General features: G+C 36.6%; 21 protein-coding genes, 6 pseudogenes and 1 riboswitch. Of the genes and pseudogenes, 7 read left to right on the top strand and 20 right to left on the bottom strand.

Annotation, left to right across the window (positions count from 1 at the left end):
* Nucleotides 1–5: 5 nt before the first annotated feature.
* Entirely contained in the window at nt 6–527 is a 522-nt protein-coding gene (locus tag HF990_RS04575; protein ID WP_016839017.1) for a GNAT family N-acetyltransferase, read from the bottom strand.
* A 20-nt stretch (nt 528–547) separates the two neighbouring features.
* The gene (locus tag HF990_RS04570; RefSeq protein ID WP_168412084.1) at nt 548–1,000 is read right to left on the bottom strand and encodes a MarR family winged helix-turn-helix transcriptional regulator; all 453 of its coding nucleotides are present in this window, start codon (nt 998–1,000) and stop codon (nt 548–550) included.
* Between the two features lie 167 nt (nt 1,001–1,167).
* Nucleotides 1,168–1,279: riboswitch (TPP riboswitch) on the top strand.
* A 53-nt stretch (nt 1,280–1,332) separates the two neighbouring features.
* Here HF990_RS04570 and HF990_RS04565 point away from each other — a divergent pair.
* The 6 genes from HF990_RS04565 to HF990_RS04540 are packed head-to-tail and all read left to right on the top strand — an operon-like array spanning nt 1,333 to nt 7,133.
* Entirely contained in the window at nt 1,333–2,421 is a 1,089-nt protein-coding gene (locus HF990_RS04565; RefSeq protein ID WP_168412083.1) for a LuxE/PaaK family acyltransferase, read from the top strand.
* The gene (locus HF990_RS04560) at nt 2,418–3,857 is read left to right on the top strand and encodes an acyl-CoA reductase (RefSeq protein ID WP_168412082.1); all 1,440 of its coding nucleotides are present in this window, start codon (nt 2,418–2,420) and stop codon (nt 3,855–3,857) included. Before HF990_RS04565 ends, HF990_RS04560 begins: the two co-directional genes overlap by 4 nt.
* Nucleotides 3,858–3,869: 12 nt before the next feature.
* A complete protein-coding gene (locus HF990_RS04555) occupies nt 3,870–4,619 on the top strand; it encodes an ABC transporter ATP-binding protein (RefSeq protein WP_168412081.1) in 750 nt (249 codons plus the stop codon).
* Entirely contained in the window at nt 4,616–5,365 is a 750-nt protein-coding gene (locus HF990_RS04550) for an ABC transporter permease (RefSeq protein ID WP_168412080.1), read from the top strand. The genes HF990_RS04555 and HF990_RS04550 overlap by 4 nt, the downstream gene beginning before the upstream one ends.
* 5 nt (nt 5,366–5,370) lie before the next feature.
* On the top strand, nt 5,371–6,372 hold the full coding sequence (locus HF990_RS04545) for an ABC transporter substrate-binding protein (RefSeq protein ID WP_168412079.1): 1,002 nt from the start codon (nt 5,371–5,373) through the stop codon (nt 6,370–6,372).
* The gene (locus tag HF990_RS04540; protein ID WP_016839010.1) at nt 6,369–7,133 is read left to right on the top strand and encodes an SDR family oxidoreductase; all 765 of its coding nucleotides are present in this window, start codon (nt 6,369–6,371) and stop codon (nt 7,131–7,133) included. The genes HF990_RS04545 and HF990_RS04540 overlap by 4 nt, the downstream gene beginning before the upstream one ends.
* Before the next feature lie 196 nt (nt 7,134–7,329).
* Here the strand turns inward: HF990_RS04540 and HF990_RS04535 are convergent, their stop codons facing one another.
* Both HF990_RS04535 and HF990_RS04530 read right to left on the bottom strand, forming a co-directional pair.
* Complete coding sequence (locus HF990_RS04535) at nt 7,330–7,518, bottom strand: hypothetical protein (RefSeq protein ID WP_168412078.1); 189 nt, start codon at nt 7,516–7,518, stop codon at nt 7,330–7,332.
* Nucleotides 7,519–7,823: 305 nt separating this feature from the next.
* Nucleotides 7,824–8,267: pseudogene (locus HF990_RS04530) on the bottom strand (Lrp/AsnC family transcriptional regulator).
* Between the two features lie 133 nt (nt 8,268–8,400).
* On the opposite strand from HF990_RS04530, the pseudogene HF990_RS04525 reads away from it, so the two are divergent.
* Nucleotides 8,401–8,954 (top strand): annotated as a pseudogene (locus HF990_RS04525) (cysteine hydrolase family protein).
* A gap of 504 nt (nt 8,955–9,458) precedes the next feature.
* Here HF990_RS04525 and HF990_RS04520 read toward each other — a convergent pair.
* From HF990_RS04520 to cdaA, 16 genes and pseudogenes are all read right to left on the bottom strand, one after another.
* Entirely contained in the window at nt 9,459–9,938 is a 480-nt protein-coding gene (locus HF990_RS04520) for a GNAT family N-acetyltransferase (protein ID WP_016839575.1), read from the bottom strand.
* Nucleotides 9,939–9,955: 17 nt separating this feature from the next.
* Nucleotides 9,956–11,254 carry an NAD(P)-binding domain-containing protein gene (locus tag HF990_RS04515; protein ID WP_016839576.1) on the bottom strand — a complete coding sequence of 433 codons (1,299 nt, stop codon included), beginning with the start codon at nt 11,252–11,254 and terminating at the stop codon, nt 9,956–9,958.
* A gap of 2 nt (nt 11,255–11,256) precedes the next feature.
* Nucleotides 11,257–11,463 (bottom strand): hypothetical protein, encoded by a 207-nt coding sequence (locus tag HF990_RS04510; RefSeq protein WP_016839577.1) that lies wholly within the window; start codon nt 11,461–11,463, stop codon nt 11,257–11,259.
* Nucleotides 11,463–11,879 carry an arsenate reductase (thioredoxin) gene (gene arsC, locus HF990_RS04505; RefSeq protein ID WP_016839578.1) on the bottom strand — a complete coding sequence of 139 codons (417 nt, stop codon included), beginning with the start codon at nt 11,877–11,879 and terminating at the stop codon, nt 11,463–11,465. Before arsC ends, HF990_RS04510 begins: the two co-directional genes overlap by 1 nt.
* Before the next feature lie 19 nt (nt 11,880–11,898).
* Nucleotides 11,899–12,045: pseudogene (locus HF990_RS15035) on the bottom strand (ArsB/NhaD family transporter); the annotation flags it as partial.
* Nucleotides 12,046–12,213: 168 nt separating this feature from the next.
* On the bottom strand, nt 12,214–12,504 hold the full coding sequence (locus HF990_RS04495; protein WP_016839579.1) for an ArsR/SmtB family transcription factor: 291 nt from the start codon (nt 12,502–12,504) through the stop codon (nt 12,214–12,216).
* Nucleotides 12,505–12,612: 108 nt separating this feature from the next.
* Nucleotides 12,613–13,489 (bottom strand): annotated as a pseudogene (locus HF990_RS04490) (IS982 family transposase).
* A gap of 267 nt (nt 13,490–13,756) precedes the next feature.
* Nucleotides 13,757–14,102: pseudogene (locus HF990_RS15290) on the bottom strand (transposase); the annotation flags it as partial.
* A 344-nt stretch (nt 14,103–14,446) separates the two neighbouring features.
* Nucleotides 14,447–15,079, bottom strand: coding sequence for a LysE family translocator (locus tag HF990_RS04480; RefSeq protein WP_168412077.1), 633 nt, complete (start codon nt 15,077–15,079; stop codon nt 14,447–14,449).
* Nucleotides 15,080–15,136: 57 nt separating this feature from the next.
* Nucleotides 15,137–15,757 (bottom strand): YqcI/YcgG family protein, encoded by a 621-nt coding sequence (locus tag HF990_RS04475; protein WP_008881768.1) that lies wholly within the window; start codon nt 15,755–15,757, stop codon nt 15,137–15,139.
* Between the two features lie 636 nt (nt 15,758–16,393).
* Entirely contained in the window at nt 16,394–18,196 is a 1,803-nt protein-coding gene (gene glmS / locus HF990_RS04470) for a glutamine--fructose-6-phosphate transaminase (isomerizing) (RefSeq protein ID WP_168412076.1), read from the bottom strand.
* Between the two features lie 642 nt (nt 18,197–18,838).
* Entirely contained in the window at nt 18,839–19,369 is a 531-nt protein-coding gene (locus HF990_RS04465; RefSeq protein ID WP_168412075.1) for a type 1 glutamine amidotransferase domain-containing protein, read from the bottom strand.
* Between the two features lie 119 nt (nt 19,370–19,488).
* Nucleotides 19,489–19,593, bottom strand: a pseudogene (locus HF990_RS15345) (MbeD/MobD family mobilization/exclusion protein); the annotation flags it as partial.
* A 203-nt stretch (nt 19,594–19,796) separates the two neighbouring features.
* Nucleotides 19,797–21,149: a phosphoglucosamine mutase gene (glmM, locus tag HF990_RS04455; protein ID WP_016839586.1), complete on the bottom strand. Its 1,353-nt coding sequence runs from the start codon at nt 21,147–21,149 to the stop codon at nt 19,797–19,799.
* Between the two features lie 108 nt (nt 21,150–21,257).
* Nucleotides 21,258–22,292, bottom strand: coding sequence for a CdaR family protein (locus HF990_RS04450; protein ID WP_168412074.1), 1,035 nt, complete (start codon nt 22,290–22,292; stop codon nt 21,258–21,260).
* A complete protein-coding gene (gene cdaA, locus HF990_RS04445; RefSeq protein WP_016839588.1) occupies nt 22,285–23,121 on the bottom strand; it encodes a diadenylate cyclase CdaA in 837 nt (278 codons plus the stop codon). The genes HF990_RS04450 and cdaA overlap by 8 nt, the downstream gene beginning before the upstream one ends.
* Nucleotides 23,122–23,486 lie beyond the last annotated feature (365 nt).

Genomic DNA, 23,486 nt, shown 5'->3' with positions numbered 1-23,486 from the left:
GCTAATCAACCTTCCAATGTTTTGATCATAATCAAGTCAGTCTGTTCTTCATCGCCCATATGAAAACAGTGAGATCCTTTTTGAACAAATCCCATTTTCTTATAAAAACCAATTGCATTTTCGTTCTTTTCCCAAACCCCAAGCCAAATTTTCTTTTTATTCCATTCCTTTGCAACTTCAATCGCTTTATTTAGCAAGGATTTACCAAGTCCATGCTTCTGAAATTTCTCTCGAATATAAATTCTTTCAATTTCAAGGAATTCATCGCCCATTTTTTCCGTCTGAGCATCATCACTATTGACTTTTAAGTAACCCGCCAATTCATTTTGGTAATAGACAAAGAAAAATTGTGAATGAATATTGGATAGCTCTTTCTCTAATTGTTTTATATTAAATGCCTTTTCTAAATATACTTTCATATTTTCAGGTGAATTTTGATCTTTAAATGTGTAATAAAACGTTTCAATGCCCACTTCTTGTAATGTGTGCAAATCTTCAAGGGTACATGTTTTTATTTTGATTGTCATAGTGAACATCTCTCCTCATATCAATAATTTCGTTTGTTTCCCTTCTTAACGTATTCCCAATCTTTTTCAACATTTTTTCTTACCCGCTGCAAAAGATTGAATAATGTTTCCACTTCTACTTCAGATAATCCTTGTAAAGCTACAGCGTTAGAATGATCATGTTCTCTTATTAATAACGGATAAACATTATTGCCTTTCTCGGTCGCATAGAGTTTCTTAATTTTTTTATTTTGTGGATCCTCTCGCTTTTCAACAAATCCGTTCATTTCTAGTTTTTTTATTGCGCGTGATGCAGTTGTCCGATCCACTTTGATCATTTCAGCCAACTTTTCTTGAATAATTCCTGGGTTCTCACATATTCGTACAAGGTACAAATACTGACCTTTTGTTAAGTCATATTCTTTAAACTCGATATTACTGATTGAATCTAGTGCTCGTGCTATCATCCCAATTTCACGAAGAACTTCTTTCATAATGAACTCCTTCATTTTTATTGCAAATGCAATATTTTTAATTCATTTTAATCAAACTTTGTTGCATTTGCAACAAAAAATAATTGAATATCTACATAATTTTAGGGTGATAATTCAAAAGAATTTGCAATCTTTCATAAGAATAAGTAGACTTTATATTGAAATTGAATATATTAACCGGGGGCTTGCGGAAGCAGGCTGAGAGTACGACTAATCCGTCGTTGACCGTTTGAACCTGATTTGGGTAATGCCAGCGCAGGGAGTGTAGTAAGTCGAATTATGCACTTTGCTTAGGCAGAGTGCATTTTATTTTGCGGAAAGGGTGAAAACCGATGACTCAGCAACGAGAAATCATAGAGGAACTTTCTCAATTTATCAAAAAGAATCAAGCTTCAGAAGAAGAGTTTAATAGCTTGGCTTTACATATTTTTAATTATCAATACAAACATAATCTCCCCTATCAAACATTTTGCCGCCAAAAAGGAAAGACACCGCGGCTTGTGAAAAATTGGCGAGACATTCCTTATGTGCCGATGAGTGCCTTTAAAGAGGTTCCATTGACATGTTCAGATCCAGAGGCAGCGGTTAGAGTCTTTATGACAAGCGGAACAACCCAAGGAAAACAAGGCAAACACTTTCATTCCACTCTCGAAATCAGAGAACTTTCCATGATTATCAACTTTAAAGAACGGTTTATGAAAGAAACAAATCGCATCCGCATGGGAATTTTGTTTCCAACTGAAGAGAAAATGCCGCACTCATCCTTAGCCCATTATTTAGCTCTTGTCATGAAAGAGTTTGGCACAGAGGACAGCTGCTATTTATTAAAAGAGAACGGCGTACATATTCAAAAAATCATCAGTGAGTTGGAACATGCCGAAAAAACAGGAGAACCATTTGCTTTGCTCGGAGCAAGTTTCAGTTTTGTTCATTTGTTTGAGGAATTGGAGCGTTTAGGAAAAACGTTTAATCTGCCGAAGGGAAGCAAAATTCTTGATAGTGGTGGTTATAAAAATAAATCAAAGGAATTGGATTTAAATGAATTTTATCAGTTGCTTGAAAGATATTTCGGTGTAGATAGAAGCAATTGTATTAATATGTACGGCATAACAGAGCTAAGCACGCAATTTTATGATGATGGCAATGAGGTCGTTCCATCTATAAAAACTGGACCTAGTTGGATTCGTACGAGAGTCATCAATCCGTTAACAGGTGAAGAGGTTCCAGAAGGAGAACGTGGTGTTTTAGTTCATTATGATTTAGCGAACTTTAATTCCGTAATGGCGGTTGCTACTGAAGATGTAGGAATGGCGGTTGATGAAGGATTTTATCTGTTCGGTAGAGTTCAAGGTGCCGAGGCAAGGGGATGCTCGCTAGCGGTAGAAGAGTTTATTCAATTGGCGAAAGGAACAGCAAAATGAGAATAACAGCTGGATATATTCCAAATATCGGAGAAACGAAATTTGATAAGAAAATCCTGAAGTTTCAGGATTTAGAAGTGGAACTGCCTCTCCTTACATTAGAGCAAATGCAGAGGGTCATTGACACGGTGAAAAGAGAAAGTGCGGAAATCTTAAAATCACTGTCGGTATCAACAGTAGTGGACATCATCGGTTATGTAACGGAACAATTTTTGGACCGCAGTTCATCTTATCGACAGCAGGCGGAAAAGTTGCTTCCGATTGTCACCGGCTATGATGAGGAGGTAATTCGCCTTGGTCTTACATCTTTTTTAAAAACATTTCGCAAGCACGAACTCCAACGTTTCCTCGTTGAAGATTTAGGAAATCCATTATTATTAGATCATTTTCAGCCGCGCGCAAAAGGTGGTTTTTCAAAAGCAATTGGACCAGAACTCATTACCCATGTATGGGCAGGGAATGTTCCAGCACTGCCTATTTGGAGTTTCGTATCTGGTCTGCTAGTAAAAGCAGGAAATATCGGAAAAGTTTCAAGTTCTGAACCTCTTTTTGCCGGCTGGTTTGCAAAAGCCTTAGCAGAGGCCGAGCCGAGTCTTGCCAATTGCTTTGCAGTTGTGTGGTGGAAAGGCGGCGATGAAAAGCGAGAGAAGATGATATTTGAAAAGTCGAATCTCGTTATCGGATACGGTAACAACGAAACGCTCAAAGCTTTAAAAAAACAAGTTCCCATTACTACTCGCTTTTTACCTTTTGGTCATAAAGTAAGCTTTGGCATCATTTCAAAATCTGCCTTAGATGCGCACAAAGCATGGCGAATTGCTCATCAAGCCGCACTTGATGTCATTCGTTACGATCAGCAAGGTTGTTACTCACCGCACTTATTTTATGTGCAAAAAGGCGGAAAAGTATCGCCAGTGGAATTTGCCCGCTTGATTGCGGGGGAGCTAGAAAACTTCGAAAAGCGTTATCCAAGGCGTAAGCTTTCCATGGAAGAATCAGTTGCCCTTGCTTCATGGCGGCAAAAGGAAGAAATGAGCACTTTTACAGAAACAGGAAAAGAAGTGCTTGGAACTTCCACACATCAATGGACGGTTGTTTTTGAAGAAGAGGAAAAAGTTTTTACGGCAAGCCCGTTGAATCGAGTTATTCGGGTTATTTCTTTTGAAAAATTAGAAGACATTCTGCCATACATCAAGCCATACCGCTCATTTCTTCAAACGATTGGAATGGCCGCAACCCCTAAAGAACTTTTCCACTGGGCAGAGTTGTTGGCTAACGTTGGCGTAACACGAATCACAGCACTAGGAAAAATGACTTCCCCTGAAGCAGGTTGGCATCATGATGGACGGTTCAATCTACTGGATTTAATTCAAATGGTAGACATCGAATCATCGGCAATAGTGGATAGTGAACAATTTGCTCCTTATGTTGATTAGGAGGTTTTTAATATGAGTTTTTTGGTAATGGAGGATGTAACATACAGTTACGAACAAGGAAAAAATCAAATTTTACGTGGGATTAGCTGGGAAATCAATAAAGGAGAGTTTCATTGTCTGCTTGGAAAAAGCGGCTGCGGAAAAACGACCTTATTAAAGCTTGCTGCTGGCCTACTTTCATCTGAGAATGGAAGCATTCGCCTGCAAGGAAAGGAAGTAATCAAACCTTTACCTAATTGTAGTTTTGTCTTTCAAACTCCAACTCTATTGGAATGGAAAACAGTTATTGAAAATGTGCTTCTCCCTATTAAATTGAAACGGAAAATCAGAAGTGAGGATATGGAGCAGGCAATGGAATACTTAGAGCTTGTTGGCTTAGCCTCTTATCGAGATTGTTACCCTTTACAGCTTTCCGGTGGACAACAAAGCCGGGTCGCTCTTGCAAGAGCCTTAATGCAAAAGCCTTCTTTATTATTTTTGGACGAGCCTTTTGCAGCATTAGATGCCATTACAAGAGAAGAACTGCAAGATGATCTTTTAAGAATGTGCTATATGCATAATATTACTGTGCTCTTTATTACCCATGATATTGCGGAAGCTGTATATTTATCCGATAGAGTTGCTGTCATGGCACATGGAGAAATTGTCTATCAAACCCCCATCATGCTTGAACGCCCACGTAGAATGGAAATGAGATATGAGCCTTATTTTAACGAACTATGTTTCACGTTACGTCAAGTGATGAATGGTGAACGCTTATGAAAAAAACATCCGTTTATTCATTCTTATTATTCATTTTTTTACTAGTTATTTGGGAAGTAACATCCAAGTCCTATTCCGAACTTGTATTACCAGCTCCTTCTGTAATAGTACTCACCCTTGTTGATGGACTTTTAAGCGGCTATTTTACACAGCATATTCAGCGGACTGCCGCTGAGGTAATTCTTGGTCTCTTTTTTGGTGGTGTAGCTGGATTTACGGTAGGAGTTCTAATGGGAGAAGTGGCCTTTTTACGTAAGCTTCTCTTTCCTTATATTATAGCGAGTCAAGCAGTTCCCAAGCTGGCATTGGCTCCGTTATTTATTCTTTGGTTTGGCTTCGGCATGACGTCCAAAGTTGTTATTACTGCGCTTGTATGCTTTTTCCCATTGCTTGAAAATACAGTAACAGCTATTCAGTTAAGCGATATACAAAAGCAGGAACTATTTAAAATGCTTGGTGCAACACGGCTACAAACATTAATTCACTTAAAAATTCCTTCTGGTATGCTGGGCATTTTAGCTGGACTTCGTGTTTCGGTTGTCCTTGCAATTGTGGGGGCGGTTGTCGGAGAATTTATCGGCGGCAGTGAAGGACTAGGGGCGCTTATTATCGCAACCCAAGCAATGATGGATACCGCCCTTATGTTTGCCACATTAATTTTATTAACAATTTTCGGTATGATTCTTTACTTAACTGTATCTTGGCTTGAAAAAATGTGGATGAAAAGATTGAAGAAGGAGATATGAAAGATATGAAGTTGAAACATATAATCATCGCATTTCTTTTATTACTTCTAACAGCATGCGGTTCAAAAGAGGAAGGCTCGAATGAAAAAGAATCATTTGCACAGCTGACAGTTGCACTCTGGAGCCAGCCTATTACAGAATCCGTCAACCTATTAGTCGATGATGAAAAAGGATTTTTCAAAGAAAAAGGCATTGATTTAAAGGTGATTCCCGGTGCTGGTGGTGGAGATGCTATTAAAAATATTCTTTCCGGTCAAGCAGATATTGCCTTTACTGACCCTGGATCTCTTTACTTTGCTTTAGACAAAGGAGAAAAATTAAAAGTTATTTATAATATTTATCCACAGAACGTGTTCAATATTGTGGCGTTAAAAGAAAGCGGTATTGAAAAGCCAGAAGATTTGAAAGGAAAAACAATTGGTGTTTACAGCCTAACAAGTGGAACGCGACAAAACTTATTAATCCTTCTCCACCAAGTTGGTTTGACGGAGGATGATGTCAAGATTGTGGAAACAGGCATATCAAATTTTGCCCCACTAATACAGGGTCAAGTGGATGCAACTGCAGCAACGGATACCGGATTATACCTTGCAAAACAAAAAGGATTAGGCGATGTAAATATAATTGAAGTGAGAGATTATTTAAATATACCAAGTGATGTCTTTGTTGTGACAGAAAAAACGTACGAAGAGAAAAAAGAGGAATTGAAGCGTTTCGTTGCCGCATACAGAGAAAGCGCCCAATGGATGCTTGAAAATCCGGAAGAAGCTGCAAAACTTGCGAAAGAATTTGCTATTGATGGAAAAGATGAAAACATCAATTTAGAGATAATTAAGCTACGTAATGCTTCTTCAGTTTCAGAAGATACGGAGATAAAAGGATTAGGGGCTATTGATGCCGATGTATTACAAAAGGGAGCAGACACATATCAACAGTTAGGTTTAGTGAATAATCAATTGGACATGTCTCAAGTCGTGACTGAGGAATTTTTGGAGGTAGAGCAATGAACTTTGAGGGGAAAGTTGTCCTAGTTACCGGAGCAAGCCGCGGCATTGGTGCAGCAATTGCTCGTGCTTTTGCAAAGGAAGGGGCTTTTGTCATTGTCAATTATTTGCAGAATAAAATGCTTGCTGAAAAAGTGGCAGCTGAATGCATACAGCTTGGTGGTGACGGTTATGCCATTCAAGGAGATGTTACATCTGAAGAGGCTGTGAATCAAATGATTGAGGAGATTATGTTAGAAGCAGGCAAAATTGATGTAGTCGTTAACAATGCCTTTAAATCCTTTCAGTTTAATCCTGAAACTCGCAAGTTAGCTTGGGAAGTGCAATGGGAAGACTATCAGGGGCAAATTGATGGAGCAGTACGCTCAGCCCATTATATTTGCCAAGCAGTCATCCCCATCATGAAAAAACAAAGCCAGGGCAGTATTATTAATATCATTACAAACTTAGTTGAACGCCCCATCGTCCCGTATCATGAATACAATACTGCCAAGACCGCACTTATGGGGTATAGTAGAAATTTGGCTGTCGAAGTCGGCTCCTTTGGCATCCGCGTCAATTGCGTCGCCCCTGGTCTAGTTTATCCAACAGATGCGAGCCGAACAACAAAGGAAAATCTAAAGGAGCTGATTATCGCTCAAACGCCGTTAAAGCGAATTGCCACTCCAGAAGATATTGCTGGTCCTGTTCTGTTTTTAGCCTCTGACTGGAGCCGCTTTATGACTGGACAAACTCTTTATGTCGACGGCGGGTTTGTAATGTAGTAAGGGATTGCTCACAGTATTTTATGCTGCAGCAATCGCTATTTATTTTTAAGACAAATTATATAAATAAAAAAACTCCTATTTGTATTGCAGTACAAATAAGAGTTTAAATAAAGTTTGTTTCCATGCTACCTCCTGAATTTATGTTGTTAAAAAGAGGGTTCGGATTTCAATATCCCATAATACAAATACTATTTCATTTATCAGAATCCCCATGCTCACTGTCTACAGCAAAGTCAGCAAATTTACGTATTGCTCCATCGACAAACATTTGATGGTCAATATCCAGTTGATTATATAAAGCTTCAAATTCTTTTTCATCCATTATTTCGATTTCGTTCATGATTTTAGCCACAATTTCTTTTTGCTTAGAATTACTCACCATACCACTCAACTCCTTTCATTGATTTATTAATTTAATCATATTGAATTTTTTAATTACCATTTTTTACAATACCGTGTCGTTCTTGAACAATCTATGTAGTTTATTTTTTATACCGTATACTCCGTTTCGAAATGAAAAGGTGCCAATACAAAATAAAAAAGACTGAATCCTAATTGGATCCAGTCCGAAACTATCAATTATATATGGTTGCCTGCTTTCTAACAGGAGTAGAAACGACTTCGATAACTTTATTCACTTAGGAAAGATTATATTTTTTTACATGATTTCTATTGATAAAAATACTCCTACAAAATGGCGTTGATTGGATGAGTATTTATAACTTCACTAATAGATATGCGTAATTGGTAGTTTCCAAATTTTGAAATTTCATCCAATAATGAATTTAATGTCTCTTGGATATCAAACTTAACTTTTAATAAGAAACAGCCGCTCCCTGAAATACGATGTGCTTCAATAATTTCTTTTTTACTGTTTATAAAATGTTTAAATGCCTCGTGATTATTTGAATCATGGAAATAATAATAAACGCTGTATAAGTAAGACCTAATTTTGATTCATCTACCATCAAAGAATATGACTTAATGACTCCACTATCTTCTAATTTTTTTAATTCTATTTCCTATTGCTTGACCAGACATATGAATCAATTCTCCGAGATCTTTCCATTGAATACGAGCGTTATGCGTGAGTAATTGGAGTATTTGGAAATCAATATTATCTAATTTCATTTAAAACTCCTTTCATTGTGAAACCTATTTGACTAAAAAACTTTCATCAACTTATCGAGAAGTGTTTTATTTTTTATTATCATTACATCAAATTTATGTTTTATTATAACAAATTCTTAATGAGGTGATTTTGATGAACACAGCATTAATAATAATCGATATTCAAAATGATTATTTTCCTAATGGAAGCTTGAGTTAAATAAAGCTGAACAAGCAGCAGCAAATGCAGCGAAAGTTTTAAAATGTTTCCGACAATACAATAAAGAGAAGATTTTTCACGTACAACCTATTGTAGTGGATCCTTCTAAGGGTTACTTACTCCCTGATACGGAGGGCGTTGAAATTCATTCAAGTGTGAAGCCTTTAGATTCAGAAAGCATTACGATTAAACATGCACCTAACAGTTTCTTAAACACGGATTTAGAAAAAAAGTTAAGAGAAAAAAACATCACAAAATTGGTCGTTGTTGGTATGATGACACACATGTGTATTGATGCTACAGTTCGTGCCGCTGCTGATTTAGGTTTTCAAGTAACTTTAATCGAAGATGCATGTACAACAAGAGCTTTAAGATATAATCATATTGAACTAACCGCTGAACAAGTACATTATTCGTTTATTGCTGCAATTAACGGAACTTATGCACAGATTTTGTCAACAGAAGACTTTTTAAATCAAAATCGCTAGGTAATTAGAGATTGGAGATAGCTACCTAAATTTATTTAAAAATCTAATGATGAATATGTATAACAATTAAATGATGAACAGACTTACATTTTAGATATCCTTTATGTTAATGAAACAGAAGGATTGAGGAAGTAGTCTATTATTATCCTACTCTCTATTAAACAATAAGACCTATCCTTCTTATGTTTGGATAGGTATTAAAATTTTCTTTAGTTCATGAATTTATTAGTCGTCAACAACATGTAAACAAATAATAAAGCTGTGAACTATCAACTCTTCAAATCCGCATTTTATATGACTAACTTTTGAAAAATAATAAAGTTATGAACCTAAAAACCATTTTTATCCACTTCAAATAAATTGGAATGAATAATAAAGTTGTGAACTGAACTTCCGTTATTTGTAAATGCTGCTTATAAAAAATACAGCATACTGTTTTTTACTACAATACTCTGTAAACGCTCCCGATTGTTGAAGATTATTTATATTTATAACTGTTAAACGTTAATCAAGAATTAAATGTTTATCCATCAATATTGTGTTCGTCCATTGGCCATTCTTTTTAGCAATCCCTTTTCGTACACCCACAATTACAAATCCTGCCTTTTTGTGAAGGTGGATACTAGCTAAATTCACTTCAAATATAGATGCTTGCAACATCCAGTAACCCGAGAGTTTGGCTTTCTCAATTAAATGTTGAAGTAATTGTGTACCTACCCCTTTGCCCTGTGCTTGAGGGTGAACATAAATACTAACTTCTCCTACGCCTTTATAAACCTCTCTTGAAGAAACAGGTGTAATGGATACCCAACCCAAAATCTTTTTATTTTCTTCATAGACATATCGAAGATACGGATGATATTTTTTGTCCCATTCCTTTATAGAAGGAGCTTTTGATTCAAATGTAGCAATTCCCGTATCAATTCCTAATTGATAAATTTTTAGTACATCTGGTATATCTTCCTTTTCTAAAAAACGAATCATTATACAAAACCCCTTTATTATTGGCAACACCCATCAATACCTGTATGACAAACACCCGTTTCAGGAAGTGATAATTTCACATCAAGAGCTGCTTCTGTATCTCCTGCAAGATGCGCAACAATTGAACGTACTTGTTCATAACCAGTAGCCATTAAGAATGTTGGAGCGCGTCCATATGATTTTGAACCAACGATATAAAAATTCGTTTCTGGTTGACGCAATTCCTTTTCTCCATGTGGTGGAACAGTCCCGCAACTATGCAAGTTTGGATTAATAAGTGGTGCTAATTTTGTAACAGCTTCTGTTGCAGGATCAACCTCATAACGTAGTTCACTAATAAATGAGAAGTCTGGACGATTGCCAGTATTGACAATTAATTCGTCGAACGGACCAATTTTTTTATCTGTACCTTTAAGAATCAATCCTTCTTCTTTTTCGAAAATAGATTGAATATAAAAAGGTGTTTCTACATAAATCACTTTTTCAGAGAGGATTTTTTTCATTTTTAAGCCAAGTTCACCACGTGCAGCTAATTCATCGGCAGTTCCACCACCTAGAGCATCTTCCACTCGTTTTTTGCGTAAAATCCATGTAATTTCAGTTTGTGGATGGGCATCTTTTAATTCCACTAATTGAAGTAGTGAATTGATTGCTGAATGTCCTCCGCCTATAACTGCAATCCGTTTGTTTGCATAGCGTGAAATATTAGCTGGCACGTTAGGAATTTGATAATTAATTTTATGTCTGGCTGCTTTTTCGCTTGGTAACATTACCCCATGACTAGCAGCAGGATTCGGATTTCCCCATGTACCTGTCGCATCAATAATTGCGCTAGCTTTATACATCTTTGTTGCCTGCCCGTTTTTAGTGAAAATTAAAAAAGGCTTATTTGCTCGATTAGACGATTTCATTTTATCAGTATCTAATTTTGTAATCGCAATTACTTCTTCATTCGTATGAAGCTGCTCTTTAAATAGCTCACTTAGAGGAAGTAAATAGTCTTCTCGTAATGCTTTACCTGTTGGAATTTCTTCTTTATTCGGCATCTTCCAGCCGTTTTTTTCTAATATTTGTTTAGCAGCACTGTCTACATTATATTTCCAAGAAGAAAATAGCTGAACATGCTCCCAAGAAGCAACATTTGCAGCAACCTCATTTTTTTCGAATATGATAAATGGCAGATTGTAAGACTTTAAATGGGCAGCGGCAGCTAATCCAATAGGACCTGCACCAATGATAGCAACTGGATATTTTAATTCACAACACCCTGAATTAGGTGTGCAACAAGATGAATTTGGTAAGATAGTAAATTCCATTTTCATTCCTCATTTCTTAAAATTATTTGAAGCGCCTGTTTAAAATTAGCAAGCGTAATAGGACCAAGTGAAGATAGATCACTTTGAAAAAAGTGTTGAGTCATATATTCTTCAAGATTTTCAACTGTAGTGATGTTAGTTTGTAAAACAAGTTGCATATATGACGTGAAAAATTCGACTGATTTATTGCCAGATTTGTGTATTCGCATCAGTTTTTCTCCCTAGCAAACAATCGTATTCGTTCTTCAATCGCATCCCGTACTGTTTTAAATACAAGCCATTTTTCTTCTTCTGTTCCACTCGCTTTTGCTGGATCATCAAATTTCCAATGTTCTCGTTTTACATGAGGTGGCGTTACAGGACATTTGTCAGCTGCATCTTCACACAGAGTCACGACGAGCGTGGCGTTATTTAAAATATTGTGGTCAATGGTATCTGACGTTTGATTTGAAATATCGATGCCAACTTCAGCCATTGCTTTTACAGCCATCGGGTTTAATCCATGTGCTTCAATGCCCGCACTTTTAATATTCCAGTCTGATAAATATTTTTTGGCAAACCCTTCAGCCATTTGTGAACGACATGAGTTGCCAGTACATAAAAAATACAACGTTTTCTTTTCCATAAAATAAACACCTTTCATTAAAAATACGTAGTGCGACATAAAGACCGATTAAAGTAAACAACAAAATAGGTATCGTTAATAGAATCCCTGTTTTCAAATACATCCCCCATGAGATTTTGACCCCTTTTCCTGAAAGTACATATAACCACACAAGAGTAACGGGCGATTTGAACTAACAGCATAGCATTCATTCTATTGATTACTAAGCCAACATAAGAGAAATAACAATGCCAACAAGTAAGACTATTACAGCTCCTTCCATAGTAGTCCCACCAATATTCAGTCACCTAGGCTGCCAAATAACAAACATTTATGTTGTGATAGAGAGTTCTTGCTAACAAGAACATGTATTTCCTCCATCATTAGTTTTTAATTCGTTAATAACTGCTTCGACAACAGGGGACAGTTGATCAGCAATTCGATAATATTTCCACGTACCTTCTTTTCTTTCTAAAATTATGCCTGCATCTTTTAACTTTTTTAACTGCTGGCTAACAGCAGGTTGCGAAATACCGAGCACTTCAACAAATTCACAAACACATACCTCACCATTTTTCATACAAGCTAAGAGCGTTAGACGATTTTTATCTGCCAATGCTTTTAATTGTTTTTCTAATAAATCCAAAATGAAACCTCCAATTCTTTATATAAGCAATTGCTTATATATAACATACCATCATTCTTTATATAAGTAAATACTTATGTATTAAAAACCCGTGGTGCTAGTTGAGTCTTAACGCTCAACTAGCCCAAGAACAACAAGGAGTAAGCCAGTAAAATACCATCCAGTGCCGTTTCAAATCCAGAAACCGAGTTTGCTCGAATCTCGGTGATCCGATACGAATCGACTAAAATCGAAAACACGGTTTCCACCACTTTACGTTTTCGCTTCATCCACTGTTTCCATGCGTCCGATTGGCGAATTCGCTGATTTTTTCGAACGGGCGTCCAAAAAGCGATTCGATGCTCTTCGTACAGCTTCTTTTGCAGCTTTTGGCTGATATACCCTTTGTCACCTAGGTTATACGGATGTGGAATTTGTGTCATGACGGTCTCCGCAGCCATCCGATCATGACAAGACGCTTCAGTGACGACATATCCCATCGGAAGCCCTTGGTCGGTGACCTGCAGATGAAGTTTCAACCCATAGAAAGCGATCTTTTTCGAAGCACAATAGCCAATATCGGCAATTCCACGAAACCGTTTGGCACGATACATTCGGGATGAATGACACCGATCGATCGGCAAGCTGTCCACGACCGCATACGCATGGTCTGCCCGCGTTTGGCCAGCTGGTGCCGTATCCACTTGGTCGCAAAGCCAAGCGCTCGGTAGCGATGGTTGTACCGAGAACGTTCAGGGAACAAGGCCTTGGGAAACAAATTCCCGATCACAAACTGGTGCCAAGCCCGTTCGGAAGTGAAGCCCAGCAACTTTCCAAGGACATGGATGGTGATGATGACTTCGTCTTTCTGTTTCAACCAATGACGATTTCGACGTTGAAGATGAATCTGGATGCTCGACAGTTGAGCGGATACAAAGAATAAAATCGCTGCATATTGTTTTTGAAGTTTGGCTCGATCTGTTGTAAGATGAAAGTGCTCTTGCATGGGGATTCTCCTTTTGATGTTTGGTCGCACTTTCATTTTAAGAAGATCTCATGCAAGGGCTATTTTTATGCTTATCTGATTTTATTAATTAGAATTTATTTATTTAAAATGAGGATGTCCCAAAAGCGAACGCTATGCGAACACTTTTGGGACATCCTCATTTCATTGAGAAATTTGAGATGCAACATAATCAAGATTATCGGAACTCAAATGTATCTAGAATTATAAAATATCCCCGTTCATCAAATTGATGATGGTGTTGCAAAACTAGAGTAAAAACTCGAAGTTATGCATAAGGATGCAGCATAACACATGTAGTAAATATCGATGAAATCCATACCATCGTGGCTGTTCCACCCCATCACTCTTTCGCTCGTTAAATACCCGTTCAATCCCGCGGCGAAGCCCAAACAGCCATTGGCCAAACCTCGTTTTCAAAAAGACAGGAAGAACCCGGCCATAGGCATCTTTCCGTTCCTCGCTATTTTCGGCGGTTGATGGGAGAAAGGAATAAGATTCCTGCTTGTTCGGCTGTTTGTCGAATCTTTTCGCTGCCATACGCGGCATCGCCTAACACAAACTCAATATCCCATTGCCCTAAAGAAATTACCATGGAATGGGGGGGATTTGTGTTGCACACAATTTGAAAAAGTGGGCGGCCACCGTCCACCCAATAAAAAGAAAAAGGGAGAACATACGGGGATGAGAAGAAGCAGATCCTTTGAGAGAACAAAAAATATCCAAATAATGTAAAAGAAAAAGCAGGAGGCTGTCCTCAAAAAGGTCGTTTTACCGATCTTTTGGGACAGCCTCTTTGTTACGTTTTATCAGGCCCTGCCTGATTCCACACCTTCAGTGAGGGCAAAAATTCCTTATGCTCTTACATGAGAAACCATAAATGTGGTAACTCGTCAACCTTCATTCTGTCAGATTTACCGTCGACAAACACCAAATAATTTAAATCAATTGTTTAACTGCAGAAATAGCTTCATAAACAAAATAACCCGAAAAACCAATTAACACTATACCAGCAATAATAGAACTTACTTTTATCATCGAACGGCTCATTAACTTTCTTGTAGTAGAAACAATGGTTAATAAGCCAATGTCATGTAGTAAAATTCCGGTTAACACACCCGTCCCAATGGTGATAAATTTAATTGGATTCGCCATATCATATGAGTTGGTAAGAACCGACCCGAATACGCTTAGCCAAAACACTATATTCCCTGGAGATATCGCAACAAGAAAACCATTTCTATATGAAGAAAACCAAGATTTTGTTGGCTTTTCACCTGATAATGTGATATCATGATCCGCATTTTTAATAGAATCATAACCAATTAAAAACAAAAATACTGCACCAACAATCCACATCGGGATTTGAATAAACGGTTGCTTCAAAATGGAGGATAATCCGAAATAAAATGCTGCGATTAAAGCTAAATCAATCGTCATACCTCCTAATCCAACAGCCCAACCATGCCAAAAGCCATTCTTGAGACCTTGCTTGATCATTTCTACAGAAATGGCTCCAATTGGCATGGCAATAGAAAGGCCCACAATAACATAAGTAAGATACAATGCCATAAAACCCCACACACCTTTATAAACTTAGTATGATGTACAAATCAGTAATTCTGATTATCAAGATTTAGGATGGAATGGACATACCCCTTTTCTTGGATTATTGTCATCAGTGATTATATACTGTTTCCATTCTCTGTTGCTTTCGTCTCCATATCTTCCTAGATCCGGATGGATTGGGAGATTTTCTATCGACTCTACTTTTGATCGAATTAAATCAATAGCCTTTGGAGTAATATCAGCAAAAATTCTTCTAGGTTGAAAGATCAATATAAGGCTTTTTCCCATGTTCCTAGTAATTCTATGTTTATATGCTGGCATATTAGCTGATACAAAAATAGGTTCTCCATCAAAACAAAATTCCCAAAGTGGATCATCTGGATCAGTTGGAATATTTGCATTCCATTCTTTTTCATCATTCTCATGTAGATATTTTAAAATATTCCAAAAATAATTTTCATAGTAATCAAATGACTGTTCTGGAATTTCAGGTTGCACAAAAACAACCAAAGCATGTTTATTATGCTCATTTTCTCTTGATAATTTCAAAAACTCTCTTAATACATTCGGTAGAGGGCTTAAATCATGATTTTCTATATAAAAATATCTTAAATCGCCTTTTTTCTCAGCGATAGTTCCAAAGTGGCAAGGGAAATTCTTATCAGAAACAACTTTTCCCAATAAGAATATTCATCTTTTAGCCATTCTGGTATATTATTACCATATTTGAGATCTGATTTGGTTAACATTGAAATGGCTCGTTGCAACACTTTTCTACTCAACTCCACTCAACTCCTTGTCAAAATTCTACATTTATTTTCTATTTTTCCTAATAAAAAGTATAGCACAAAATCTTTAATCCATAGCAAATAATTCCATAATATTTTTCACCCTTCAATTAATTGTATACGTGATTAAATACAGATATTTAACGTATTAATAATACGAATTATCTTTACACCATATGTATTAAAAATAAAATATCACCTTCAAACGAGAAGGTGATGATATAAATTCATAAAAAATGTTGTTCCTCAATATAGAAAACAATGCTGATTTTTCTACGGAATAGCACCCTATCGTTGAAGAGCACATTAGTTTTTTAGATAGTATTGAAGGCTGAGTAGTTAGCTTTCGTTCAAATAGATTTATCTAAATGCTACCTCCGCAACATAGATGTAGTTGAAATTCGATACACATTGCATACTCCATATTTAAAATAAAAAATAAAACCTATCCATCACCTTATTGAGGATAGGTTTTATATTAGTTCACAACTTTTTTACTTTAACAAAAGGTTAAAAGTGTATTGATTATTTACTCCACTGTTACAGACTTCGCCAAATTTCGCGGTTTGTCAACATCGCATCCACGATCTAAAGCAGCATAGTAACTAATGAACTGCAACGGCACTACAGCAACAAGCGGCGTAAGAAGAGCATGCACTTTCGGAATGACAAGTCGGTCTTCGTCTTCATTTAACCCTTCCATTGAAATAACGCACGCATTAGCACCACGTGCCACTACTTCTTTCACGTTACCGCGAATATTTAACGCTACTGGCTCTTGTGTAACGAGAGCAAAGACAGGTGTTCCATTTTCAATTAATGCGATCGTTCCATGCTTTAACTCCCCACCAGCAAAACCTTCCGCTTGAATATACGATATTTCCTTTAATTTAAGTGCCCCTTCTAAACTTACATAATAATCGATATTTCGACCAATGAAGAACGCATTACGAGTATGATTTAAATATTCATTTGAGATAATATGCAGTTCTTCTTTGGAATCCACGATTGTTTGAATTGCATTTGCAGCAAAAGCAAGCTCTGTTTTTAAATCGAAGTTTATGATGTTTCCTTTGCTTTTACCCGTAACATAAGCAGCAATTGCTAAAACGGCTAATTGTGCCACATATGCTTTTGTTGAAGCAACGGCAATTTCAGGACCAGCGTGTAGTAATAGTGTGTAATCCGCTTCACGGGAAAGCGTTGAACCCGCAACATTTGTAATGGTTAACGCAGGATAGCCTAATTCTTTTACTTTTACAAGCACCTGTCTGCTATCCGCTGTTTCGCCAGATTGAGAAATAAATATAAAGAGCGGCTTTTCAGATAGTAATGGCATATTATAGCCGAATTCGCTAGAAATATGAACTTCCACTGGAATTCCAGCAAGCTTTTCAAAGTATTGTTTTCCTACAAGTCCTGCATGGTAGCTCGTTCCTGCCGCAATGATATAAATTCGATCCGCATTGCGTAAAGCAGATAATATTGCTTCATCAATTGTTAATTCTCCAGCATTATTACTATATTCTTGAATGATTTTTCGAACGACACCAGGCTGCTCATCCATTTCTTTTAACATGTAATGAGGATATGTTCCTTTTTCGATGTCGCTAGCATCTAGCTCCACTGTATAAGGTTTTCGTTCAATTTGACGTCCATCTATTGTAGAAATTTCAACTTTATCCTTCGAAACCAATACAACTTCTTTATCATGTAATTCAATAAATTGATTTGTCACTTGTAACATCGCCATTGCATCGGATGCAACTACATTAAATCCTTCACCTACACCGACAAGCAATGGTGATTTGTTTTTAGCTACATAGATGGTTTCAGTATCTTCCATATCAAGTAAAGCAATCGCATAGGAGCCATGCAATAAAGATAGGGTTTTACGAAACGCTTCTTCAGTTGAAGAACCTTCATTAGAGAATAATTCTACAAGCTGTACAATTACCTCTGTATCTGTATCTGATAGCATTGGAGCATCTTTTAAATACTCTTTTTGTAGTAGGTGATAGTTTTCAATGACTCCGTTGTGTACAATCGTAAATCTGCCAGAAAGACTTTGATGTGGATGCGCATTGATTTTATTAGGCTCTCCGTGTGTTGCCCAACGTGTATGACCAATGCCGATGTTTCCTTTCATTTTGTCGTCTACAATTTTGCGTAAGTCAGCAATTCTTCCTTTTTCTTTGAAAACTGTAATTCCTTCTTGATTTTGAATGGCTATACCTGCTGAATCATAGCCGCGGTATTCAAGCTTTTCTAGTCCTTTTAATAAGATTTCCTTTGCATTTAAATATCCGTTATATCCAACTATTCCACACATTTACATACCTCCGTCAATAAGCGATACCATACTATCAATTTTCCAAAAAAATTGTAGAATTTTGTTTCCTGAAAAAAGGCAACAGAAAACTAAGCCTACTTTTTTGCTCTTTTTTTGAATTTGAACTCTGTCTAGTTCAATATGTCCAAAAAAAGAATTGTAGGTTTGATATCGCTATTTAATTTTTATTGCTTTGCCTTTTCGTTCCTTTGTCCATAAAATTGCTTTTATGTTTTAAGAACGAAATTGCGACCGGGCAATGCGATCGGGAGGCATCCGCCGAATATTTCGATAAACCTCCACCTCGTCAACTAAGGATTGATTGCCGTCCGATTTCCTTAGTCCTGGCGCTTTAATTGTTTTCCATCGCATTTATATAGCGCGAAACTAACCTCCTTTACCGCGCTCGCTTAATTTTTCTAAAAACTGGAAATTATATTTATAAAAAATTAAGCATTCTCATCATACAGAATATGTATCTATACGTCAATGATTTACTAATGTTACTTATTATTTTTAGATATCAAGAGTTACAATATTCCAAACAAATTTGCCCAAGGTAGGAAAATTCCTAGCTTGGGCAAGGAAACTCATATAATTTATTATTATTATAAGGGGGTAACAAAGGCAAAGAATGTTATTTTATTTCTGAAACTCTTTCTCCTTTAATAAATTTACAATTTCTCGGTTAAATTCAGGTAAATCATCTGGTGTTCTGCTTGTAACTAACTGATTGCCACATACAACAACTGGCTCGTCATGGAATTTTGCACCGGCATTTTCTAAATCGACTTGAATCGACTTATATCCTGTCACGTCACGTCCTTCTAATTCTCTAGCAGAAATTAAAAGTTGAGGCCCGTGACAAATGGCAAATACAAGCTTATTCGCTTTCATAAATGATTTAACAAATGCCACTACTCGATCATCATCACGCAACAAATCCGGTGAAAATCCTCCTGGTATGAATAAAGCATCGAAGTCATCTGGATCTACATCTTCAATTCCATAATCAATGTCGACTTTTGCTTCTCCCTTTTTGCCTCTAACGGTTTTGTTACCTACTTTATCAATCGTCACAACTGTATGACCAGCAGCTTCTAACGCTTCTTTTGGACTTGTAAATTCTACATCCTCAAATAAATCTGTAATTAATGTCGCGATTTTTGCCATCATTTCACACTCCTTTTCATATTTCACATTTAATACTATTGCCGATTCCTTCTGTAAATAATCAAAAAGATGGATGAAAAACATCATGCGGGGATATTTCACAAATGTAGTTTAAACTCTTATGGATATGAATGATGGCCCACTTGTGCAGATAACCTCTTCACTTGTGTGGATAGGGTACTAGCTTGTTTAGATAAATTAACAATTTGTGTGGATATAATTCCTGCTCGTGCTGATGTTTCCGTAACTTGTGTGGATGCAACTTTAGCTTGTGCAGATGAATACCTACCTTGTGCAAATAATAATTATTCATGTGCAGATATAACTCCCGATAACTTAGAAACTTATCCATTCTTCTATCCAGACATAATAAAAAAGCTGTGTGTAAAGTCAATGTATGTTGACATTACCCACAGCACTGTTTATGTTATTCAGTAATACCCATTTCTTTTTTTACAACTTCTGCAATGCGATTTACATAACTTTCGCATTCTTCGTCAGTTGGTGCTTCCACCATTACTCGAACTAATGGTTCGGTTCCAGAAGGACGAACTAGTACTCGACCATTGTTTCCAAGTACATCTTCCACTTCTTTAATTGCTTCTTGTACTTTTGGATTGTCTTTCACTTTATTTTTATCCGTAACACGTACGTTAACTAAACGTTGCGGGAATATTTTCATTTCTGATGCTAGTTCAGATAACCGCTTACCTGTTAATTTCATTATATTTACTAATTGGATAGCTGTTAGCATACCATCGCCAGTAGTGTTGTAATCAAGGAATACGATGTGGCCAGATTGTTCGCCACCTAAGTTGTAACTATTTTTACGCATTTCTTCAACGACATAACGGTCACCAACAGGCGTTTGTACACTAGTCATTCCGTTTTCTTCTAATGCTTTATAGAATCCCATGTTGCTCATCACTGTCGAAACGATTGTATTTTTCTTTAAAAGCCCTTTACTATTTAAATATTTCCCGATGATAAACATGATTTGGTCGCCATCGACAATATTCCCTTTTTCATCGACTGCAATCAATCGATCTCCATCGCCGTCAAAGGCTAGCCCAACATCCGCTTCTCTTTCCACAACGAATTCTGCCAGCTTTTCAGGGTGTGTAGAACCTACTCCATCATTAATATTTAATCCATCCGGAGAAGCACCCATTGTTGAAATATCTGCCTCTAAATCTGCAAATAAATGCGTTGCTAATGAAGAAGTAGCTCCGTTCGCACAGTCAATCGCAACGTGAATACCTTCAAAATCTTCATCAACCGTTTGCTTTAGATAGGAGATGTATTTCTGACCACCTTCAAAATAATCGCTGACTGTGCCTAAATCTGCCCCAATTGGTCTCGGCAGTGTATCTACCTCAGCATCTAGTAATTTTTCAATTTCTTCTTCTTGTTCATCTGTTAATTTATAACCATCTGGACCGAAAAATTTAATTCCGTTATCTTGAACTGGATTATGTGAAGCTGAAATCATAATTCCTGCATCTGCATTCATTACTCGAGTTAGATAAGCAACACCCGGTGTGCTAATGACACCTAATCTCATGACTTCAACCCCAATAGAAAGCAAGCCAGCAACTAACGCTCCTTCTAACATATGACCAGAAATTCTTGTATCTCGACCAATGATGACTTTTGGTCTTTCATTAGCATTTTTGGTTAAAATGTATCCCCCTACACGACCTAATTTAAATGCAAGTTCCGGGGAGAGCTCTGTATTTGCGACTCCTCGTACGCCGTCTGTTCCAAAATATTTTCCCATAACTATTCTCTCCTTCAACACTTGACATTCCATATTTGAATAATTCATGGAATCAAAACCAAGCAATTTATGTTATTTGAGTAGTTTTTTATTTTGAAATTCAAGATTTTATTCGCTTTTTATTTCCTCATCAACACCATTTGGCTCATCCATACTTTGGTCTTCATCGGTTTCTTCATCAACTGAATCTGATTGAGTTGGTGTTTTTGTAACATTAGCGCGTACAATAATTTTATCAGTTCCTAATTTAGTAGCTCCCTTCGGCAAGTTTAGGTCCACTTCATAATTTCCTGAGCGGTCAACCTTCGATACGTCAAATTCTACGACTAAAGACTTTAGGGAGTCAATAATAGATTTTGGACCAAACAATTCAATCGTCTTTGTATCTGTATTTAGTTCATTAATTACTACACCTTGTTGTGGTGTTCCTATTTGCCTGAGTGTGATTGGAATATCTCTGCTATATTCCTCCACTTCAACAGTCACATTAACCGTTTCTGGTTGAATAGATACATCTAGTTTATTTAAATTACTATCTAATACTTTGACATTCGCTTCTTGGGTAAAAGATTCCTTAATTCCTTCCGGTGCTGAAACTGTTGCTTTTACATAACTTATGTTTTCAATTATGCTCTTGGCACCTGTTACAATCACTTTACTCGGCTCAGCCATCATCGATTTTAACACATAACCTTCCGCAAACAATCGGTTATTGATTTCAGGATCTACCCTAAACTCTTGAGTTACTTTTTCTTCAATAACAACATCCACTACCTCTGGGTCAATTGTCACATTCAGTTTATCAGAAAAATTTTCATGCTGTATTGTAACTCTATGTTCACCAATTAACAATGAATTTAAGTCAACAAATACTTTAAAATCTTTTTGGAATTTTGTTTTTAACACAATTTGCATTGGGCCTTCAATTGTTACATCTACAGTTTCTGGCAACCCAGTAACAATTAAATTTTCGGAATCATAATAGACCTCTAAAGGAACATCCGTAATAATATCTACATGATTATTCGATGTAGATTCTTTTCCACCACCAGTTAATTCCGCTTTCACGTAAAAGAAGAGAAGAAACGCTAATATGAAGGCTGTTGCTCTCAACACCCATATATTATCAAAAAATTTATCCATGTTTTTTCCCCCTCCAAGTCCACTTAGAGGATGCGTCTAGTTCCATTTCTGGCCCAAACCATAATGTTCTAAGTAAAGATTCGAAATTTTCTAATGTGAGATTTCTATGTAGATTGCCATTCACTGCAATACTAACTGCACCTGTTTCTTCCGATACAACAACTACGATAGCATCTGTAACTTCACTTAACCCAAGAGCAGCTCGATGCCTTGTACCAAGTTCTTTTGATATCAATGTGCTTTCTGATAATGGTAAATAACATGCCGCTGCTGCTATTCGATCTTTTTGTACAATTACTGCTCCATCATGAAGTGGGGTATTTGGAATAAAAGTATTAATAATCAATTCTGACGTAATATGGGCATCAAGTCGAATACCTGTTTCGATATATTCGTTTAAGCCTGTTTCTTTTTCAATGGAAATGAGTGCACCAATTCGTCTTTTCGCCATATAACTTACAGCTTTTTTCATTGCTTCAATAAGACGCGCTTGTTCATCTTCCAATTGATTTACTGGACGTTGAAATAACCTACCGCGTCCAATTTGTTCAAGGGCTCTTCGAATTTCAGGTGTGAAAATAATAATAATCGCTAAAAATCCCCAATCAATTACTTCTTGGAGCATCCAGCCTAATGTATCCAAACCAAAGATTTCAGTTGCAATTCTTGCAATGATAATGACGAATAAACCTTTTAATAACTGAACGGCTTTCGTCCCTTTTATAAGGGTTAAAATTTTATATATAACGTACCAAACAAGTATGACGTCCAATAAACTAAAAATAATATTTACAGGAGTAAAGTCAGTAAATTGCTCAATTATATTCATGTGGCATCCCCCACTTAATTCACCAAATCAATAACAAAAAAACACATGCGATATAGTTTATGCATTTTTTATAATAATAGTATATAAAAAATTCCATTTTTATAAATTTAAAAAATTCCCAATTATACTATCAATAAGTATATCATAATCAAATCCATAAAGCTTTTATAGTATTGACGAAACTTTTATATCAATTGTTTCTTTTTTTCTTTTCTTGTCTAAAAATATCGATTTTGATTAAATCGAGTAGGAGGGAGCGATTAACTCCCGTCCTCTCACACCACCGTACGTACGGTTCCGTATACGGCGGTTCAATTAAGATGATTGACGCAAGTCTTTATAACTTCCGTGAATAGCTGTTCTCT

It is taken from the genome of Ureibacillus thermosphaericus, assembly GCF_012396605.1.
GTDB lineage: Bacteria > Bacillota > Bacilli > Bacillales_A > Planococcaceae > Ureibacillus > Ureibacillus thermosphaericus.
Note: the sequence above shows the minus strand (reverse complement) of the source record. Positions and strands in the feature narration are given on the sequence as shown.

Excerpts from the sequence above, each read along its gene's own strand:
- HF990_RS04575 (WP_016839017.1), bottom strand. The coding sequence starts at position 527 with ATGACAATCAAAATAAAAACATGTACCCTTGAAGATTTGCACACATTA.
- HF990_RS04570 (WP_168412084.1), bottom strand. The coding sequence starts at position 1,000 with ATGAAAGAAGTTCTTCGTGAAATTGGGATGATAGCACGAGCACTAGAT.
- HF990_RS04565 (WP_168412083.1), top strand. The coding sequence starts at position 1,333 with ATGACTCAGCAACGAGAAATCATAGAGGAACTTTCTCAATTTATCAAA.
- HF990_RS04560 (WP_168412082.1), top strand. The coding sequence starts at position 2,418 with ATGAGAATAACAGCTGGATATATTCCAAATATCGGAGAAACGAAATTT.
- HF990_RS04555 (WP_168412081.1), top strand. The coding sequence starts at position 3,870 with ATGAGTTTTTTGGTAATGGAGGATGTAACATACAGTTACGAACAAGGA.
- HF990_RS04550 (WP_168412080.1), top strand. The coding sequence starts at position 4,616 with ATGAAAAAAACATCCGTTTATTCATTCTTATTATTCATTTTTTTACTA.
- HF990_RS04545 (WP_168412079.1), top strand. The coding sequence starts at position 5,371 with ATGAAGTTGAAACATATAATCATCGCATTTCTTTTATTACTTCTAACA.
- HF990_RS04540 (WP_016839010.1), top strand. The coding sequence starts at position 6,369 with ATGAACTTTGAGGGGAAAGTTGTCCTAGTTACCGGAGCAAGCCGCGGC.
- HF990_RS04535 (WP_168412078.1), bottom strand. The coding sequence starts at position 7,518 with ATGGTGAGTAATTCTAAGCAAAAAGAAATTGTGGCTAAAATCATGAAC.
- HF990_RS04520 (WP_016839575.1), bottom strand. The coding sequence starts at position 9,938 with ATGATTCGTTTTTTAGAAAAGGAAGATATACCAGATGTACTAAAAATT.
- HF990_RS04515 (WP_016839576.1), bottom strand. The coding sequence starts at position 11,254 with ATGGAATTTACTATCTTACCAAATTCATCTTGTTGCACACCTAATTCA.
- HF990_RS04510 (WP_016839577.1), bottom strand. The coding sequence starts at position 11,463 with ATGCGAATACACAAATCTGGCAATAAATCAGTCGAATTTTTCACGTCA.
- arsC (WP_016839578.1), bottom strand. The coding sequence starts at position 11,879 with ATGGAAAAGAAAACGTTGTATTTTTTATGTACTGGCAACTCATGTCGT.
- HF990_RS04480 (WP_168412077.1), bottom strand. The coding sequence starts at position 15,079 with ATGGCATTGTATCTTACTTATGTTATTGTGGGCCTTTCTATTGCCATG.
- glmS (WP_168412076.1), bottom strand. The coding sequence starts at position 18,196 with ATGTGTGGAATAGTTGGATATAACGGATATTTAAATGCAAAGGAAATC.
- HF990_RS04465 (WP_168412075.1), bottom strand. The coding sequence starts at position 19,369 with ATGGCAAAAATCGCGACATTAATTACAGATTTATTTGAGGATGTAGAA.
- glmM (WP_016839586.1), bottom strand. The coding sequence starts at position 21,149 with ATGGGAAAATATTTTGGAACAGACGGCGTACGAGGAGTCGCAAATACA.
- HF990_RS04450 (WP_168412074.1), bottom strand. The coding sequence starts at position 22,292 with ATGGATAAATTTTTTGATAATATATGGGTGTTGAGAGCAACAGCCTTC.
- cdaA (WP_016839588.1), bottom strand. The coding sequence starts at position 23,121 with ATGAATATAATTGAGCAATTTACTGACTTTACTCCTGTAAATATTATT.